Annotated in this window: 16 protein-coding genes; 15 read left to right on the top strand and 1 reads right to left on the bottom strand. The window is 38.4% G+C overall.

Features of this window, described 5'->3' with window-relative positions; translation table 11 throughout:
- The first annotated feature begins 130 nt into the window (after positions 1-130).
- From SNE38_RS16500 to SNE38_RS16490, 3 genes are all read left to right on the top strand, one after another.
- A complete protein-coding gene (locus SNE38_RS16500) occupies positions 131-625 on the top strand; it encodes an RNA polymerase sigma factor (protein ID WP_191703960.1) in 495 nt (164 codons plus the stop codon).
- Positions 615-1490, top strand: coding sequence for a dehydrogenase (locus SNE38_RS16495; RefSeq protein ID WP_336046908.1), 876 nt, complete (start codon positions 615-617; stop codon positions 1488-1490). Before SNE38_RS16500 ends, SNE38_RS16495 begins: the two co-directional genes overlap by 11 nt.
- Before the next feature lie 284 nt (positions 1491-1774).
- The gene (locus tag SNE38_RS16490; protein ID WP_336046918.1) at positions 1775-2671 is read left to right on the top strand and encodes a M23 family metallopeptidase; all 897 of its coding nucleotides are present in this window, start codon (positions 1775-1777) and stop codon (positions 2669-2671) included.
- Between the two features lie 202 nt (positions 2672-2873).
- On the opposite strand, the gene SNE38_RS16485 is transcribed toward SNE38_RS16490, so the two are convergent.
- Positions 2874-3170 (bottom strand): hypothetical protein, encoded by a 297-nt coding sequence (locus tag SNE38_RS16485; RefSeq protein WP_191703958.1) that lies wholly within the window; start codon positions 3168-3170, stop codon positions 2874-2876.
- 192 nt (positions 3171-3362) lie between these two features.
- On the opposite strand from SNE38_RS16485, the gene SNE38_RS16480 reads away from it, so the two are divergent.
- The 12 genes from SNE38_RS16480 to SNE38_RS16425 all read left to right on the top strand — a co-directional run bounded on the left by SNE38_RS16480 (position 3363) and on the right by SNE38_RS16425 (position 17337).
- Complete coding sequence (locus SNE38_RS16480) at positions 3363-5375, top strand: helix-turn-helix domain-containing protein (RefSeq protein WP_336046907.1); 2013 nt, start codon at positions 3363-3365, stop codon at positions 5373-5375.
- Positions 5376-5672: 297 nt separating this feature from the next.
- Positions 5673-7838, top strand: coding sequence for an acetate--CoA ligase family protein (locus tag SNE38_RS16475; protein WP_336046906.1), 2166 nt, complete (start codon positions 5673-5675; stop codon positions 7836-7838).
- A gap of 4 nt (positions 7839-7842) precedes the next feature.
- The gene (locus SNE38_RS16470) at positions 7843-8292 is read left to right on the top strand and encodes a MaoC family dehydratase N-terminal domain-containing protein (protein ID WP_191703955.1); all 450 of its coding nucleotides are present in this window, start codon (positions 7843-7845) and stop codon (positions 8290-8292) included.
- A gap of 28 nt (positions 8293-8320) precedes the next feature.
- Complete coding sequence (locus SNE38_RS16465; protein ID WP_191703954.1) at positions 8321-8734, top strand: MaoC/PaaZ C-terminal domain-containing protein; 414 nt, start codon at positions 8321-8323, stop codon at positions 8732-8734.
- A 19-nt stretch (positions 8735-8753) separates the two neighbouring features.
- Positions 8754-9917, top strand: coding sequence for a thiolase C-terminal domain-containing protein (locus SNE38_RS16460; RefSeq protein ID WP_191703953.1), 1164 nt, complete (start codon positions 8754-8756; stop codon positions 9915-9917).
- 11 nt (positions 9918-9928) lie between these two features.
- Complete coding sequence (locus tag SNE38_RS16455; protein ID WP_336046905.1) at positions 9929-10363, top strand: Zn-ribbon domain-containing OB-fold protein; 435 nt, start codon at positions 9929-9931, stop codon at positions 10361-10363.
- Between the two features lie 24 nt (positions 10364-10387).
- Positions 10388-11584 (top strand): acyl-CoA dehydrogenase family protein, encoded by a 1197-nt coding sequence (locus SNE38_RS16450; protein WP_191703951.1) that lies wholly within the window; start codon positions 10388-10390, stop codon positions 11582-11584.
- Between the two features lie 19 nt (positions 11585-11603).
- Positions 11604-12779, top strand: coding sequence for an acyl-CoA dehydrogenase family protein (locus tag SNE38_RS16445; protein ID WP_336046904.1), 1176 nt, complete (start codon positions 11604-11606; stop codon positions 12777-12779).
- A gap of 120 nt (positions 12780-12899) precedes the next feature.
- Entirely contained in the window at positions 12900-14321 is a 1422-nt protein-coding gene (locus SNE38_RS16440) for an MFS transporter (RefSeq protein ID WP_336046903.1), read from the top strand.
- A 47-nt stretch (positions 14322-14368) separates the two neighbouring features.
- Positions 14369-15691: an aldehyde dehydrogenase family protein gene (locus tag SNE38_RS16435; protein ID WP_336046902.1), complete on the top strand. Its 1323-nt coding sequence runs from the start codon at positions 14369-14371 to the stop codon at positions 15689-15691.
- A gap of 244 nt (positions 15692-15935) precedes the next feature.
- The gene (locus SNE38_RS16430; RefSeq protein WP_191703947.1) at positions 15936-16682 is read left to right on the top strand and encodes a methionine ABC transporter ATP-binding protein; all 747 of its coding nucleotides are present in this window, start codon (positions 15936-15938) and stop codon (positions 16680-16682) included.
- A complete protein-coding gene (locus SNE38_RS16425; RefSeq protein WP_191699927.1) occupies positions 16675-17337 on the top strand; it encodes a methionine ABC transporter permease in 663 nt (220 codons plus the stop codon). The genes SNE38_RS16430 and SNE38_RS16425 overlap by 8 nt, the downstream gene beginning before the upstream one ends.
- Positions 17338-17343: the final 6 nt, after the last annotated feature.

Genomic DNA, 17343 nt, shown 5'->3' with positions numbered 1-17343 from the left:
TCATTTTGGACCATTCTTCACTTATTCTACAATGATTAATAAAAGCCTTTATTGTAATTTATAAATTTTTTATAATTACTTACAAATTTTTTCGTTTCGTTCGTCTATATAAATAAGAGAGGTGAAAGGGATGGACTTTGATGAGTTGTATGAGCTACATTTTCATAAAACATATCAATACATACGGTATATGGTATCAAATGCGCAACTTGCCGAAGATTTGACGCAGGATACTTTTTTACGGATTTATAAATCTAATACAGAAAACGTTGCTAATTTCCAAACCTATATAAGGCAAGTCGCCCGAAATCTTGTTTATGACTATTACCGGAAAAAGGCATTAATTCAATGGCTGCCATTTAAAAGTGCTCCGGAACAGCAGGAATTCATTTATGTGCCACATGAATGGCTAATGCTGGAGGAATCGCGGAAGCAATTATATGAAGCACTTCAACAATTAAAGCCCATGCAGCGTGAAGTCATCATTTACCGCAAAATTGAAGAGCTCTCGATTCAGGAAACATGTGACATTATGGGTTTACCGGCTATGAAAATAGCCAATACACAGCGAAGTGCAATGAAGGCATTGCAACAGCTTTTAGGGGGGGAAATCGATGAAGCTTGATGAACGATTAATAGAGTTAAACAAAATTCCCGAAAATGAACGATTAAAACAAACGATATTAAACAAAATAAAAGATCAACCAGTAAAAGAGCCTATTTCATTGAAACCTCTCCGAGAATTGGGCGTCGTCGCCGCTATTTGTTTCATCGCCCTATTTTTATTTTATACATCCAGTAATCAAATAAATCAGGCAGCCTCAGGTGAAATTGCTAAAATCACCTCGTATAAACACCTTGGAGAAACGGGGTTTAGGGGGAAATTATCAACAAATTATATGGGTGTAGAAAATATAACAACTCCTAGTATTGTGACTTTATTTGAGAATTTATCGGATCTCCCGACAATTTCGGCTCCTGAAAAGTATGATCAGCAATATGATATTGTTGTCTTATTTAAAAACGGGGAGCAACGTCAATATGAGTTGTCGTGGAATTATTTATATGATATTGATAATAATCTTTACTATCCTGGATATGAACAGTATCCAACGGCGATTTATTCGGATTTGTTTGATGCGCATTATAAAGTACAGTTTCCAGTCATATGGATCGCTGTAGCAGTGCTGCTCATGAATGCTTTTACTGCAGTTTATTACAATCGACGTCAGCTTGTTCGGCCCACAAAAGTACGCGGCCTAGGAGTTTCCATTACAATCAATTTAACTATTTTAGGATTGCTTTTTTGGTATCATAATACGATTGGGCCGTTGTATAAGCCGCTGTTAATACTATTTGCAGTTGGTTACGGTTTCAGTGTCTGGTTACCGATGAAACGGCAAGTTCCCAATTTGAATATTTTAAGAGTAGAAAAGTACAAAATAATGCTGATTGTTGTACTTTTTATCAGTTGGATAATTATGTACTAACAAAAAGCTTAAAAAGGTACTCAATCAGATGGACCTGACAAAAGTCTTCCCTGTTGGGTATTTTTTTTTATTTGACTATTTAAAATAGTGAAAAGTGCTTATATCAAATGATTAACAAAGTTTGGCGAATTTTTAATCCCTATATTAAAATAATCAATAGACAGATTTCACTATTTTTAAGCTTTTTTTATCTTTGTGAATTCTTAAATACCATGACAAGAGTGACTTTATTTGTTAAAATATTCTTATAATTCAGATTAATTTTTGGGGGTGTTTTTTTGTATATGAATTACCAACTAAAGGAAAGATTTGGTGAATTTTTTTTACAAAGGAATTTTAAAATAATCTATGAAAATACTTCCATTTCATTTCAGGAACTTGTATCCTTTGAACAATTCTTAGAACTGTCTAGTAAGTTTAATAATGGTGTGAGTCAATATACGTGTATCGCGTCCAATATTATTTGTGGCTTGTACCGGTATATATGGGTAGATGACGCACAAACAAAGGCGGTGATTTTAGCCTTTGATGATAAAGATGTCATTCAGGGGCTATACTTAAAACCGTTTGAAACATGTCCAATGAGTAATCAAATAAGGACAAAAAATAAATACATGATGCCGATTACAGATGAATGGTTTGTTATTTGGGGAGGCACGAATGAATTTGTAAACTACCATTACCCATTTGAACAACAACGATATGCATATAACTTAGTAAAAATGGTTAATCACCAAACATACAAAGATGCCCCATTAAAAAATGAAAATTACTTTGCATTTGGAGCTGAAGTAGTAGCACCTGCTGATGGCACTGTATTAAAAGTAATGGATTCAATAATAGATAATGTACCAGGGGAAAAGGATGAAACCAATATTCTAGGTAACTATTGCATCATTGTGCACGAAAATAACGAATATAGCATGATTGCTCACTTTAAAAAGGATTCGATTTGTGTAAATGTAGGCGATAGTGTAAAAACTGGACAACTACTAGGATTTTGTGGGAACTCAGGTTATTCCTCTGAGCCCCATATCCATTTTCAAGTGATGAATCATGCTGACTTTACGCAGGCAAAATCACTGCGTATTAACTTTTATAATGGACTGGACCCTGTGCAAAGGGGCTTTTGGAAAGCCTGCAGTGAACGGTTTCCGGGTTGGCAGAATGATTACAAATAATCTTTCTTATTATTTGCCGAACGGGATAAAAAAGCGCGGTAGTAAATGATCAAGAAATCTACAATTCAAACTACACCACAAAGCCATTTGTAAATGCTGCGACATTTTCACAGTAAAAGCTTAGCAAAATCTGCTGACCAATAAAAATAGCCATCCACATCTTATATGTGGATGGCTTTACGTATGTAAGTTCATGATGCGATTATTGCTCCTTGCTTTTGTAATTTTTTACAATGTTATTAATATTCATAGGATTTCTCATATTATTATAGTATTCGGTTGCAGCGTATAAACTTTCGAATGTTACTCGTATTATTTCTACGTTATCCTCCAATGTTATCTCCGCGAATTCATTTTCAGGTTCGTTTAATGAAATAGTTACCGAACATTTTTCCTTGTCCAAAATAATCGATACAAACGATGGATACTCTTCAACTCCGAAAAAAACGTCAATTTCATAAAATGGATTGTTTTCCTGCAGGATGCTTGGATTGAACATTTAATCACCCCCTTTATCAAAATATATAGTAAAGAGAAGTGAAAATCTATCAAAAAATTTAAAAAAATATTGGTGCGGCGATGATAAATGGGTTATAAACAGCTGCACTCTTTTTATATTACAAAACATTCTTAAATATGTTAAAATTATACTCGTATTAACTACTTTTTTATATGAGGTAGGTGGGGTTTTATGTTTGATTATGCTCATAGTGAAAATACACAGGCGTATTTGGAACATATAATGGCAGAAGAAAAGCACAAAATTAAGGATTTCTATGTTCTATTTATAAGTGATTATAATATTGGTAAGAAGAATTATAGTTTATTTTTCGACAGGCATATTATGGATGAGTCCATTGTCTACGTGGAGCAGGATGAAGGTAGTATAAATGCTCCTAGTTATATTGTAGATGGGGATGAATATGCCAAAAATGAGGAGTTATTTTACAAAATCAGACTACAGTCGCGAAAACGAACAATTGAAAAAATGGCGATATCTATTAATTTTTATATGGTAGCTCATAATACACAGGAAAGTAATGCGATTTTGAATAACGATGAATTATTGGAGAATTCCATCGAAAAAACGAAGGTAATTATTCAGAATGAGACTTTTTTAGGGAAAGAGGAAACATGGGATAATTTTTATGTTTGGATTCGGAATCAGTTGAAAACTTTAATTTTGGAAGAAATGTTTCTAATTAATGGGATTAGGGGCATAAAGGAATTATCGGGTGAAGAGCTGAATGTCACATTTTTTGAGTTGTTGCGCTTTAATTTAAGTATTAATAAATCATTTATTAGGAAATTTAGTAATCTTGTCGATCTTTATTTGAAAGAATGGCAGCGAAGGCTTATTAATGAATTGAATAATAATATTTCAGCCTATTTACAAATAGAAAGCGTGATAGAACAGTCTAAAACGGTTGCTGAGAATAATGAAGCACCTCAGCTGAAATTTATTTCTAACTATGCCTATGTTTTGAATAATGTAGCCTATCATGTGGTGAGGGAAGCGATTTACAAACAGAACTTTAAGATAGATAAAGAGGTTATGTGGCCGAAATATTCTTTTGTGAAGGGAAATACCAACGGGAATATTCAAATAATTCCGTTAATTAACGATAGACAAGATATTAATTCGGCATATGATAATAATCAGCAAAATGCCTCAAATATTGCACAACAGATGTCACTTATGGATGTTGATGTGCTGGATATTCTTTGTCACCTATATTTACAGCTAGCAAAAAATACAGAGGACATTGTCGAGATTGAATTAAGAGATATTTTAATAATGAGAGGACTTCGTGCAAAATTAGGTGGAGATGGGCGGCGGGGAGGCTTTGAAGCAAAACAGAAGGAACAGGTAATCAATTCATTAAAGGTTATTCAAAGTCTGTGGCTGACAATCGATAAGACAGTTATGTATAAAAATAATAAGCCGATTCAAGTAGAAGTCCAAGGCAGAACGTTTCTATTTAAAAATGCGATGGGAGAGGAATATGAGGTTAATGAGGAAACTTGTAGTAAGTCCTTTACATTTACAGTAGATAAAGTATTTGCGAAATATTTAACCTCCTCGAAACGTCAAATGGCGTTGCTTCCATTAAAAGCAATGCAATATCATGCAGCGCGATTCCATCTTGAGAAAAAGTTATGCCGCTATTTAAGTTGGAGATGGAGAACGCAGGCATATAAAGGGGACTACCAGCAATTAAACCGGGTGAATACGCTACTGGATGCATGTGGTGAAGAGGTGAATGACCGGCTGCCAGTACGTACCAGAGAGAGGCTTGAAAGAGCTTTGGATAAATTAGCGGAAGATAAAATTATTGCCGATTGGTACTATGTTAATTGGGATGAAAATATTGCCCAAGGTAAAGGCTGGCTAAAGTATTGGCTAAATACTGCCATCATGATTGACCCAGTTCATGAAGTAAAAGAACATTACCGATCGATTGAAAGGGTAAAAAAACCTGTGAAGTCGATTACGGCAAGTAATGATATGCAGACTAGTTATCAGGCGGAACTCGTACAGCGGATCCATGAAGTGCGTATAAGTCAAAATCTCACGCTAACAAGTGTAGCAGAAGAAATTGAAATTTCCGCCTCGTATTTGAATAAAATTGAACGAGGACTCGTAGCGGGCTCCCCTAAAATACAAAAGAAAATATTGAATTGGTTAGAACGATTTGACTAAGGCTTCCGTTAAGTATACGGAGGCTTTTTTTATTTTCTTTTACATAATAAATGAATGCGCTTACATAGTATCTAAGTCGAGACTACCATGATTAGAAGTCGGGATTGGAATGAACGTAAATTTATTATGTAATTTTTCAATGTCAACGGACACTAGTCTTTAAACGAATTATTTCAGTATATTGACAACTTAATAACTGTATTACTTTATTAATCTGAATTTTCTGTATAAGGAAAATACAAAATGTATGATTTGGTCATAGATGAATCATCTAATAACATTTTAGGAGGAATGTAAATGACTCAAAATGTAAAAGGTTATGAATCAATTAAGCCGTTACTTTACCCTGAATCGGTCGCAGTGTTAGGTGCATCGGAAAATAAGTACAAAATCGGCAACATTCAGCTTCAAGCATTGATCGATGGGAAATTCCAGGGAGAAATATTTCCGATTCATCCTACAGCCGATCAGATTGCGGGCTTAAAGAGCTATTCATCCCTCACAGATGTACCAAATTCTATTGATCTCGTTATTTTTTGTATCGCTTATGACCAGATTAAAAACGGGCTAATCGAATGCGCAGAGAAAAAAGTAAAAGCTGCCATCATTTTTGCTTCTGGTTTTTCAGAGGCTGGTGAAGAAGGAAAGAAATTGCAACTTGAGCTGGCGGAATTTGCCAAATTAAATAATATTCGATTACTCGGTCCAAACTGTGTTGGTTTAGTCAATACATCGAATGGTTTGATCGGTACATTTTCATCCTCGGTGCTATGGGTACCAATGACTGGCAAGCGAGGGGTTGGCTATGTTTCGCAAAGCGGAGCGTTCGGTGTTTTAACTTATATGGCAGCTGCACAGCATGGCGTTAATTTTAATTATTTTATTAGCAGTGGAAATGAAATGGACACAACGTTGGAAGATTATATCGAATATATGGTCAATGATGACGAAATCGAGGTTATTAGCGGATATATCGAAGGGGCTAAAAACCCTGAAAAACTGAAACTGGCTGCACTCAAGGCTTTGGAAAAGAGAAAGCCAATTGTGCTGATGAAAACAGGACGCAGTGATGCTGGGAGTAGGGCGGCCGCTTCTCATACGGGTGCACTTGCTGGATCCGATAAAATTTACGATGCATTCTTCAGGCAAAATGGCATTATTCGTGTAGAGGATTCGGAGGATGTTATTGCATTTGCAAAATTGTTTAATCCGAACCGATTGCCAAAGGGCAGAAATACAGCGATTATTACGAGTTCCGGTGGCCGGGGCATAAATGAAGCAGATCGCTGTGAATCCTATGGGTTGAATATTGTAGAACTCTCTGAAAAAACAAAGACAGAAATGCGAAAATCTCTACCGGATTATGCAAGCGTTTCCAATCCGATTGACCTAACTGCAGCAGCATCTTTTGCAAATACGGAGTTTTTCCTAGATACGCTTAAGGTACTCGTTAATAGTCCGGAAGTTGATAACATTATCCTTACGGAGTTTCCGCATAGTTGGGATGAGCACAATAAGTATTTCCAAGAGTTTATGACAGTCGCGAAAAATAGCGATAAATTCATTTGTTTTTTCCCGTTCCCATTAGGAGACATCACATATCCAAAAACAACACCTATATTAGTTGAAAATGAAATAGCGGTAGTATCGGGGGCTTTGAATCCAGTAAGTGCATTAGCACAATTGGTAGAATATGGGCAGTTTTTGGATAGGTATCAGCCAAATGAGATGGAAGAAGTTTTTGCTCATGAGAACGTAGTAGACTTGTTAACACCTAATGCCACTTTAAGTGAGTCAGAGGCAAGTGAAATTTTAGCGAGATACGGCATTCCGACGACACAGCGCTTTGTGGTGAATTCGCAGGAAGAAGCCATAGAAAGGGCGCAACAAGTAGGGTTCCCGGTTGTTATGAAAATTGATTCACAGCACATCCCCCACAAAACGGAGGCAGATGCGATTCGACTGAATATTTCTTCGGAAGATGAGGTTATTCAGGCCTTCGATGAAATTATGAGTAATGCAAGAAACTATAATCCAACTGCCATTTTAAATGGCGTATCTGTACAGGAGATGCTACCAAAAGGAACGGAAATTATCATTGGCGCTAAATGTGATGAAGTATTTGGTCCGGTAATTATGGCAGGCCTGGGTGGGATTTTTGTCGAGGTGTTTAAGGATATTTCCTTTAAGGTAGCTCCATTAAGTAGAAAAGATGCCTATGCGCTACTCGAAGAACTGCAGGCTAAGACCATTTTAGACGGTGCTCGAGGTCAGGCGCCGGCTGATAAAGAAGCGATTGTTGATGTGCTATTAAGAGTCTCTCAGTTAATGATGGATCATAAGGATAAAATTAAGGAATTGGATATAAATCCACTGATTGTTTACGAAAAAGGTATCAAGGCTGTAGATGCGATGATTGTTATCGCTGAGGAGAATATTAAGAAGGAATTGATTGGAGGATAAATCCATGGAACTAAAACATTTAATTGGTAAAACAGGAAACCCCTTTACCTTTAAGGTGGAGCAGCGTCATATTAGACAATTTGCACAGGCTATTGGTGATTCGAATCCGCTTTATACGGATGAGGAGTATGCGAAAAAAACACCTTATAAAGGGATAATAGCACCGCTGACTTTTCCTATTGCCGTAAAGCCGGACGATGAAAATGACAAGTTTGATTTAGGACTCGATTACAGAAGAATGCTACATGGAGAGCAACAATTTAAATATAGCCGCCCAATACGTGCAGGAGAGACATTATATTGCCACATGAAGGTAACGGATGTATATGAAAAGGATGGAAAGAACGGCGCGATGGAATTCATTCTGCTCGATACAGAAATTAACGACGAAAACGGAGAGCATATTGTAACGAGCCGTACAAATATTCTGTACCGACCATTAGTAACGAATTAAATATCTCTCAAAGAAAGGATAGATTAATATGATTGATCTGAGTCAATTAGTGGAAGGGCTCAACCTTCCTGAATATAAGAAAGAAAAGGTAACAAAGGTTCAGCTTGTAAAATATGCTGGCGCTTCTGGCGATTTTAATCCCTTGCATACCGATGATGCCTTTGCCCAAAAAATAGGTTTAAACGGCGTGATTGCACATGGAATGCTTATTATGGGTTTTTTAGGAGAATACGTGAATAAAATTGCGAATAATGAAGGCCAGGTAATCGATTTTAAAATGCGCTTTGGTGCAATGACGTTTCCTGAAGATGAAATTGTGTGTAAAGGAATCGTCAAGGAAAAAAATAAAGTTGACGGGAAGACGGAAGTTGTTCTGAAATTATTCGCCGTAAAAGACATCAGTGAAGTTGTTGGAACGGGCGAGGCAGTTATCCAATTTTAACATAGAGGGAGTGAACTTAATGGAAAAAATTCGCGAAAAATATGCCATAGTTGGTGTAGGTGAGAGCAATCGTTCGAAAAATTCAGGGGTTACCCCATTGGAATTAGCATTGGAAGCGGCGAGAGTTGCGATAGCAGATGCAGGTTTGGAAGCAAAAGACATCGACGGGTTCATGAGTTATTCAGAAATGGATTCCTGCAGTCCGCACCAGGTAGCGACATATTTAGGTGTACGTCCTAAAGTAGTAAAAGAAATGTTCGGGGGCGGGAGCAGTACCGAGCTATTAATCGCAGAGGCCATTGGTTTAATCGAAACAGGTCAGGTAAATACCGTACTTATTTACCGCTCGATGAATGGACGCTCTGGCGTACGTATGGGTGGGGGCGGTTTTAGTATTGATGCTCTTCAAAACGGCTTTGATGGCGGAAGCTTTATTATTCCGTACGGAGCAGGTAGCCCAGGGCAATGGTTCGGATTATTTGCCACGCGTCATATGCACCTAAACGGCTTGACACAAGAACATTTAGGGCATGTATGCACAAGCTTTTATGAGCATGCGCAGCGAAATCCGAAGGCGTTTTTCTACGGGAAGCCATTAACGATGGAAGAATACATGAAAACGGCACATTTAAGTTCACCATTTACAAAGCATGACTACTGCCTGGAGTCGGATGAAGCGAATGCCATTATCGTCACTTCAACAGAGCGGGCGAAAGATTGTAAGTCCGTACCTGTAAAAATTTTAGGCATGGCTGCAAGGGAAGTTGTATCCCACGCACACTATTGGAAAAATATTGATGAAGTTGCAGCTGATTATGTTGCCCCTCAATTATATAAGGCGGCGGGTGTTTCTCCGGAGGATATTAAAGTTGCGTCAATTTATGACTGCTTTAGTTGGGTCGTTTTACGTCAGCTGGAAGCTTATGGCCTTGCACCGAAAGGTGAGGTCGGGGATTTTGTAAGTGCCGGAAACCTTCGAATGGATGGGAAGCTTCCTACTAATACAGCAGGTGGCATGCTCTCTGAAGGCTATACACATGGGATGAATAATGTATTGGAAATTGTGCGCCAAGTCCGACGTGAATATGAGGGAACTGACCGACAAGTAGAAGATACTGAACTGGCAATTTGTACGGGATGGACAGGTCCTGATGTTGCCGGTGCAATGATTTTATGTAAATAGGAGGAATGACTATGAACGAAGAAACGAAAGTAATTTATGAAAAGCCAATTCCATTGAAAAATACCTATAATGCACCTTACTGGGATGCGGCAGATCGTCATGAACTGAATATACAAAAATGTAATACATGTGGGATTTACAATCACCCACCTGGTCCAAGCTGTGCAAACTGCGGAAGCATAGAGGTTACTTGGGAGAACTTAGGATCAAATATTACAGGTGAGGTTTATACGTATATCGTTTCACATAGACCATTCTTGCCGGGATTCCAAAACGATTTACCGACCGTAATCGCTGTTGTCCAATTGGAGGATTACCCTGACATTAAGATTATTGCGAATGTCCTTAATGGCAATGCTGAGACAGTTTCAATCGGAACAAAAGTGAAAATGGTTTGGGTAGAGGCTACTGAGGAGCGCTCGATTCCACAGTGGGTATTCGCCTAAATTCTTTAAAAGGGAGGAATATCAATGGACTTTTCATACACGAAGCAGGAGGAACAATTTCGTCTGGAGCTTCGCGACTGGCTGGAAAATAATCTGCCGGAGGGCTGGATGGATGGCTCCTTTAAAATGCCGGAAGATCAACAAGAGCAAGGACAATTTTTAAGAGACTGGCAAAAAAAGCTATCAGAAGGTAAATGGGCAGCAATTGCTTGGCCGGAGCGGCATGGTGGTCGTAATGCAACATTAATGGAAGAAATTATATATCATCAGGAAATGGTTCGTGTGAAAGCACCGCCACTTGTAAATTATGTGGGCTTACATATGGTTGGTCCCACACTCATGCAAATCGGTAGCAAGGAACAACAGGAAAAGTATATTTCAAAAATTATTACAGGTGAGGAAGTTTGGTGTCAAGGCTACTCTGAGCCAAATGCAGGTTCAGATCTGGCGGCTGTTCAAACGACGGCGGTTAAAGATGGTGATAAGTGGATTATCAATGGGCAAAAAGTTTGGACGAGTTTCGCGCATTTTGCAGATCGCTGCTTTTTAGTTGCCCGAACGAGTAAAGGCGAGAAAAAGCATCATGGGATTACTTGCTTTTTGCTGGATATGAATCAGCCGGGCGTCGAGGTTAGACCGATTATTCAAATGGACGGAGAGCATGATTTCAATGAGGTATATTTAAATGATGCGGTTGCCTATGAAAGTGAAATTATCGGTGCTGTTGATGATGGATGGCGTGTAACGATTGCGTTGCTTATGCATGAAAGAACAGGCATTGGCGCCCAGGTGTTTTCGTTGGAACAACAATTCAACGAGTTGGTCGAATTGGCCCGCAATGTAACAGAGGATAATGTGCCGATCATTGAAAAGACGGATGTTCGTAAAAGATTGCTAAATTTATATATTAAGTCGCGCGGGTCGTTGCTAAATTACTACCGCAATTTAACAAAGCAATTGAAGGTAGGTCACCCGGGAGTAGAAGGTTCAATGGATAAACTCTTTGTTAGCGAAAACACTAAGGAATTATTCGCCGAAGCCATTTCTATTCAAGGACACCAGGGCCTTTTATGGAAAAAGGATGCTATATATGGTGACTCGTATTGGCAAAAAAATTATTTATATTCCTTTGGTCAAACAATTGGAGGCGGTACGAGCGAAATTCAGAAGAATACAATTGCTGAGCGAATTTTAGGCTTGCCAAAGGATATTGGTAAATAAATTATAAGAGGGTGAAAAAATGGATTTCTCTTTAAGCCAAGAACAGGAAATGTTTCGCGAATATATTAAGAAATTTTTAGTCGATATGGAACGGACGAAAATAGCTAGAGATTATGTTGACAATAAAACTGAGCATGTAAAAAATGCAATATCCGATTTAAAGGAATTAGGATGGACAAAATTAAATATCCCTGAGGAATACGAGGGAATGGGTTTAGGACAGCTTGATTTAGTACCGATTATGGAAGAGTTTGGTAGGGTGTTGCTTCCAGGCTTATACCTTGAAACAAATGCCTTAGCAGTTCCATTACTAGAACGTTTCGGAACGAATAAGCAGAAGCAGTTACTTTTAAAGAGCATAGCCGATTCAGATGTCAATTTTACTGTGGCATGGCTAGAACCAGGCGGAAGCTATAAAGAGCAGGGAATACAATTAACAGGTGAAATCATTCAGGATCAAATTAGGTTGAATGGTGTTAAAACACAGGTGCCGGATGTAGAACTTGCACAACATGTATTAGTCCCGCTTCGAATCAACAATGAAATTACTTTAATCAGCGTGGATCTTCAGACACCTGGACTATTGGTTACGCCACAGAAAAATTTTGTGGAAACGAGAAAACTGTTTACCATTCATTTTGATAATGTCACGGTTCCTATAGAAAACGTGATTGGTCAAATAGGGGATGGCTGGGGAATTTTACAGGAGTGCCTTCTTTATTATAATGCTGCTTTATCGTCCGTAGCGGTAGGAGCAATGGAGCAAATAGTAGAGATGGCAACCGAATATGCTAAAATTCGGGAACAGTTTGGAAATCCGATTGGTAGATTCCAAGCGATCAAACATCGTTTAGCTGATATGAAATTGGATTTGGAGACAGCACGTTCACTTTCCTATTATGCTAACTGGACTTTGGAAACAAGTGCCGAGGACAGGACTGAGGCAATTTGCAGCGCGCGTATTTTTGCTACAGAAGCGTTTATTCGATTGGCATCCCACAACATCCAAATTCATGGCGGTATTGGATTCACTGAGGAAATCGATTGTCATTTATTTGTTAAGCAGGCTAGATATTACGAAAATTACTTAGGAAATATCGAGCAATATTATGACTTAGCAATTGAAGCATTAAATTGGACCAATCAAAAACCTGCTCAAGCTGTGCAGGAGCAAGCTATTATGGCACATAAATAGAGGCTTATATAGAGAGAGACACGAGTTTAAATATATTGAAATATTTAAATGAAGTCTCTCTCTATTCTTTTTTATAAGGTTTTAGTTATAAAAATCAAAATAAAAGAGGTGATTTTGTTCATGTTGAAAACGTCTAAAACAGTTGAATCGCTAACGTATAAACAAAAGGTATTGTTAATGGTGGGAATTTTCATGTGTATCGAATTGGGGCTTATGGTATCCTCCCAGTTCTCAGTTGCTCTACCCAAGATTATCGATGATATTGGTGGGATTGAATTTTACTCGCTTGTATTTACTGTCAACTTAACAGTAAGTGCAATCATGACACCAATCGTTGGAAAAATGAGTGATATTTACGGACGCAGACAAATTTTGATTATCGGTATTTTAATAATTTTAATTTCGGAACTAATAACACCTTTTATGGTATCCAATATTTATCATTTAATGATTTTCCGGGCGATACAGGGATTAGGTGGTGCACTTACTGCTGTAGTGGGCTTAATAGTCATTAGTGATATTTTTGATTTAGCGAATCGTGCGAAGTTTTTAGGGTTTTACGGTGCATTAAATGCCATTACAGCGATTATTGCCCCTACATTAGGCGGAATCTTTGTCCAGTATATGTCTTGGCATTGGGTATTTTATTCAATTGCCCCGATTGGTGTAATTGGATTATATTTAGTCGTTAAATATATGCCGAATATTCAACGAACAGAAAATGCAAAACTTGATTACAAGGGAATGAGTATTTTAAGTACAGCTATTTTAATCTTTGTTGCAGTTACAACGTTCGGCGGCTCAAGAATTCCTTGGCTTTCCGTCCCAATGTTTGTGTTAGCATTATTATTCGTAACAGCGATAGTTTTCTTTATAAAAAGTCAAAAGAAGGCAGCACATCCGGTCGTACCTTTACGATTATTTAAATACCGCGTTTTTGTAGTTTGCCTATTAAGTGTTTTTGCCGTTATGTTTGCCGCAACAGGCTTAATTTATTTATTGCCAATGTTTTTACAAAATCTATATGGTTATACACCAACAGAAACTGGCTTATTTATGACTTATCGAGGATTGACTTCCTTTATTTTTGCCGCATTGAGCGGATTCATTGTTGTAAAACTGAAGGATTTTAAATTAGTGGCAATTGTTGCGATGGTTATTTTCGCCTCGATGATTTTTACATTAACATTCTTTACAACCTCCGCTTCTACATTAGCTCTTACAATTATTTGTTTAATTTGGGGAACGTCAAGTGGTATTCTGATTTCGATTTTCCACACAGGTATTCAGATGAATTTGCCTGATAAAGACATTAGTGTGGCGATGAGCGTAATTCAATTGGCTGTTGCTGTATCGTCTTTATTAGCAACTTCTTTCCTAGGTCTGTTTTTAAGAATTCCGAATTTAAGTCAGGGCTTAACGTACTTATTATTCGCCTGCTTAGGTGCAGTTGTACTTGCTCTAGGAATCTTCGTTGTTACATTGCAAAAGCGTAATTTAAAAATTGAGGATGAGGAGCCTGTTGCAGAGCCGCTGGTGTAAATTGGCTTGCAATACGTAAGTTTAATTTTAAAGAGGGAGTGAAAGCAATGAGTAATTCTACGATCAACAAGCTACAAAGTATTTTTGAGAAGCAAAAAAGCTATCAGTGGCAGGTACGTCAAACGTCAGCCAGACAACGGATTGAAAAACTAATGAAGCTAAAAGATGCCATTTTAATGCGTACACATGACTTGGTAGAAGCAGCGATTACTGATTTTGTTACACCTACTATGACAGCCGAGCACCAAATTTATGCGGTAACATCGGCAATTGATTATACAGTTGAGCATTTGGAACAATGGATGCATCCGGAGCGAGTAGAAAATCCTCAAGACGGCGAAGCCTATATTCTGCATGAATCCCGCGGTTGTGTATGTATTTTTGGAACGTGGAATTCTCCAATGTCAGTAACAATTCATCCTTTAGTGGATGCACTGGCTGCAGGTAACTGTGCAATTATTAAGCCGAGCGAATTTAATCCAGCATACAATCAAGTGCTTATAGAGATAATCGAGACAGTATTTGATGAACAGGAGGTTGCGTTAGTCCAGGGGGAAGCCGATGTATCCGAACAATTACTAAAGTTGCCATTTGATCATTTCTTCTTTACAGGTAGTCCCCGTATCGGCAAAATCGTCATGCGTGAAGCGGCCGAGCATCTGGCAACCGTGACGCTCGAACTTGGCGGCAAATCGCCGGTTATTGTGGAAAAGGGATATGATCCTGTGAAAGCAACGCAAACAATCGTTTTCGGTAAGGTGCTGATGGCTGGTCAGTTCTGTGTTTCCCCCGATTACTTATTTGTGCACGAAGATGATTTATCTGGATTTGTACAGGCCTATCAGCAAATGACTTTAGGTATGCTCTATGAGGATGGTAAGTTACGTACAACAGAGCGCACACAAATTGTCAATGTAGCACACTATAATCGGATTAAGGGATTATTCAAGGATGCATTGGAAAAAGGAGCTACTGTTTTAAGTGGAGGCACATTTGACGATGAAAACCGTTTAATTGAACCGACATTATTAGGTAATGTTTCGGCAGATATGCGTATTGCAGATGAGGAAATCTTTGGGCCGCTCACATTTGTGAAAACTTATAATGATATATCCGATGTTACTAGATACATCCAGGCAAATCCAAAGCCATTAGCTCTTTACATTTACAGTGATGATGAGCATTTCCAACAGCAGGTGCTAAGCGCAACGTCTTCGGGTGGTGTGACGATAAACGGATTATTTTTACACAATACACACCTTGCTTTACCATTTGGAGGTGTCAATAACTCCGGAAGCGGTAGTTTCCATGGTATTCATGGCTTTAAAACCTTCTCGCATCAGCGTGCTGTTTATAAAGTTCTTTCTTAGAATACCGAAGCTCTAGCTGTTTATAAGTAAGTATAAATCTCAATTTCCTTACAGAAATTGAGATTTTTTGCTTTTATTAAATATGAGTTTCATTACGAAGCACGGCTCAATCAACACGTTGTGAGCACAACATTCAAGCACTTGGCATTTTTTACATTGTTCAAAAATCATTTCTCTTGGTTGAAGATGAAATATCTACTATAATTAGAAATCGATTGGGTAATGGAGTAGGGGTGTTTTTACGGTGATTCAATTACAGCAAATCACAAAAAAATTTGGTACGTTTGAGGCTGTTCAAAATGTGACCTTAACGATTGAAAACGGGGAAATTCACGGTCTTATTGGAGCGAGTGGAGCTGGGAAATCGACGTTGCTACGTTTGATGAACTTGCTGGAAGTTCCTGATTTTGGTGCTGTTATTATCAATGGCCAACAGCTGACCGAGTTAAATAGTGCACAGCTTCGGGAAGCGAGAAAATCGATAGGGATGATTTTTCAGCATTTTCACTTAGTAGCAAATAAGACTGTATTTGCTAATGTTGAAATTGCACTCTCGTTAGCGAATTATCCAAAACAATTACGTCAGGCGCGTGTTTTGGAATGCCTAAAGTTTGTCGGGCTGGAACAGTTTGCACAGCAATATCCTGCACAGCTGAGCGGCGGGCAAAAGCAGCGTGTCGCAATAGCAAGGGCGCTTGCGAATGAACCGGCAGTATTGCTTTGTGATGAGCCGACTTCTGCACTCGATACGAATACATCAGCAGAAATTCTGCGTGTTCTGCAAAAAGTAAATGAAACGCTAGGTGTAACGATTGTGCTCGTTAGTCATGAGCTTGAAGTAGTCAAAAGCATCTGCCATCGCGCAACAGTTTTGGATGCCGGTCAAATTTATGAAACCGTGGATTTAGTACCAACAGGCATAAAGGAAACGGACCATCACCCCCAAAGCTTCGTCAATCAGCTTGTGAAAGGTGGAGATGGACATGCCTAATGTACTCATCCAATATGAAGCCGAGATATGGCGGGCGGTAAGCGAAACGTTCTTCATGGTAGGCGTATCCATTATTGCGGCGGTACTTATCGGACTGCCAATTGGTACATATTTATTCCTTTGCGGCAAAGGGAAGTTACTTGAAAATCGTATCGTCTACAATATACTGAACTTAGCCGTAAATACGATCCGCTCGTTTCCATTTTTATTGCTCGTCGTATTTTTAATACCTTTTACAAGGCTAATTGTAGGGACTGCGATTGGTACGGTTGCAGCTACTATCCCATTATCGATTATTGCCATTGCCCATTATGCAAGGCTTGTCGAACAGTCATTACTGGATGTACCAAAAGGGGTAATCGAGGCTGCGGTATCGATGGGGGCATCAGTTAAAAGAATTATTTTTAGCTTTCTTTATGTGGAGGCGCGCTCGGGGCTTGTACTTGGTTTAACAACATCGATTGTTAGTTTTATTTCGTATTCCACAATAATGGGAGTTGTTGGTGGTGGTGGGATTGGTGACTTTGCCATTCGCTACGGCTATCAGCAATTCAAAACAGATTTAATGCTTTACATGATTTTGATTATGATTATTTTGGTACAGCTCATTCAATTGCTTGGAACGACTGTAGCAAGATGGTTGGATAAAAGATAGGAGAAT

It is taken from the genome of Solibacillus ferritrahens (assembly GCF_037027585.1).
Lineage (GTDB): Bacteria > Bacillota > Bacilli > Bacillales_A > Planococcaceae > Solibacillus > Solibacillus ferritrahens.
The sequence above is the reverse complement of the archived record's forward strand: the minus strand, read 5'-3'. Positions and strand labels throughout refer to the sequence as shown.

What these genes read in the sequence shown, in the direction of transcription:
- SNE38_RS16500 (WP_191703960.1), top strand. Translation starts at nt 131, where the DNA reads ATGGACTTTGATGAGTTGTATGAGCTACATTTTCATAAAACATATCAA.
- SNE38_RS16495 (WP_336046908.1), top strand. Translation starts at nt 615, where the DNA reads ATGAAGCTTGATGAACGATTAATAGAGTTAAACAAAATTCCCGAAAAT.
- SNE38_RS16490 (WP_336046918.1), top strand. Translation starts at nt 1,775, where the DNA reads ATGAATTACCAACTAAAGGAAAGATTTGGTGAATTTTTTTTACAAAGG.
- SNE38_RS16485 (WP_191703958.1), bottom strand. Translation starts at nt 3,170, where the DNA reads ATGTTCAATCCAAGCATCCTGCAGGAAAACAATCCATTTTATGAAATT.
- SNE38_RS16480 (WP_336046907.1), top strand. Translation starts at nt 3,363, where the DNA reads ATGTTTGATTATGCTCATAGTGAAAATACACAGGCGTATTTGGAACAT.
- SNE38_RS16475 (WP_336046906.1), top strand. Translation starts at nt 5,673, where the DNA reads ATGACTCAAAATGTAAAAGGTTATGAATCAATTAAGCCGTTACTTTAC.
- SNE38_RS16470 (WP_191703955.1), top strand. Translation starts at nt 7,843, where the DNA reads ATGGAACTAAAACATTTAATTGGTAAAACAGGAAACCCCTTTACCTTT.
- SNE38_RS16465 (WP_191703954.1), top strand. Translation starts at nt 8,321, where the DNA reads ATGATTGATCTGAGTCAATTAGTGGAAGGGCTCAACCTTCCTGAATAT.
- SNE38_RS16460 (WP_191703953.1), top strand. Translation starts at nt 8,754, where the DNA reads ATGGAAAAAATTCGCGAAAAATATGCCATAGTTGGTGTAGGTGAGAGC.
- SNE38_RS16455 (WP_336046905.1), top strand. Translation starts at nt 9,929, where the DNA reads ATGAACGAAGAAACGAAAGTAATTTATGAAAAGCCAATTCCATTGAAA.
- SNE38_RS16450 (WP_191703951.1), top strand. Translation starts at nt 10,388, where the DNA reads ATGGACTTTTCATACACGAAGCAGGAGGAACAATTTCGTCTGGAGCTT.
- SNE38_RS16445 (WP_336046904.1), top strand. Translation starts at nt 11,604, where the DNA reads ATGGATTTCTCTTTAAGCCAAGAACAGGAAATGTTTCGCGAATATATT.
- SNE38_RS16440 (WP_336046903.1), top strand. Translation starts at nt 12,900, where the DNA reads ATGTTGAAAACGTCTAAAACAGTTGAATCGCTAACGTATAAACAAAAG.
- SNE38_RS16435 (WP_336046902.1), top strand. Translation starts at nt 14,369, where the DNA reads ATGAGTAATTCTACGATCAACAAGCTACAAAGTATTTTTGAGAAGCAA.
- SNE38_RS16425 (WP_191699927.1), top strand. Translation starts at nt 16,675, where the DNA reads ATGCCTAATGTACTCATCCAATATGAAGCCGAGATATGGCGGGCGGTA.